The organism is Bartonella queenslandensis AUST/NH15 (assembly GCF_000312585.1).
Classification (GTDB): domain Bacteria; phylum Pseudomonadota; class Alphaproteobacteria; order Rhizobiales; family Rhizobiaceae; genus Bartonella; species Bartonella queenslandensis_A.
Genome location: NZ_HE998160.1, coordinates 1 through 808 on the forward strand (window position 1 = coordinate 1; position 808 = coordinate 808).

General features: G+C 37.7%; 1 protein-coding gene. It reads left to right on the forward strand.

Features of this window, described 5'->3' with window-relative positions; translation table 11 throughout:
- The coding region (locus tag BN338_RS12305; RefSeq protein ID WP_039761833.1) for a type ISP restriction/modification enzyme at positions 1 to 808 on the forward strand (808 nt) is incomplete at both ends.

An 808-nucleotide genomic window follows, 5' to 3' on the forward strand; every position in this document is an offset into this window, starting at 1 on the left:
GGTAGGGCAAAAGAGTGAAAACGATAATGCCAAAAATACTTCTTATCCGATATTAGATAAATGGATCAGTGAAACTTACGCTGCTCAATCCAAAACAACTTGTGTGCAAGCGCTTTATGATAGTTATATCCGTGCCATTCGCTGGGCTAGTGACCGTATTGATAATGCTGGGGTAATTGGCTTTGTCACAAATGCGGGTTTTATTACTGGGCATTCTATGGATGGTTTACGAAAGTGCCTCGTTGAGGAATTTAGCAGTCTTTATATTTTCCATTTACGGGGCAATCAAAGGACTGCTGGTGAACTTTCTCGAAAAGAAGGGGGCAAGATTTTTGGTTCCGGCTCTCGGGCTCCCATAGCTATCTCTATTCTGGTTAAAAATCCAAATTCACAACAGCATGGTAAGATATATTTTCGTGATATTGGTGATTATCTCAATAGAAAAGAAAAGCTTGCGATAATTGAAAAATTTGGAAGCATTGGTGGCATTACACAAAAACAAGGTTGGCAACTCATTACACCAGATAAACACGGTGATTGGCTTGGTCAACGTGATGACAGTTTCAACGCCTTTTTAGCTATAGGTGATAAAGGTGATAAAAAAGGTCATGGTAAAAAGCTTTTTGAAAATTTTTCTCTTGGGATTGTAACCAATCGTGACGCTTGGGCGTACAATTCAAGCCGTAAAGCTTTAACAAAAAATATGCATAATATGATTAACTTCTATAATAGTGAAGTGAAACGTTTTAATGATACTTATGTACATGCTGACCGTCAAACACGTACAAAGGTTGTAAATAATTTTGTC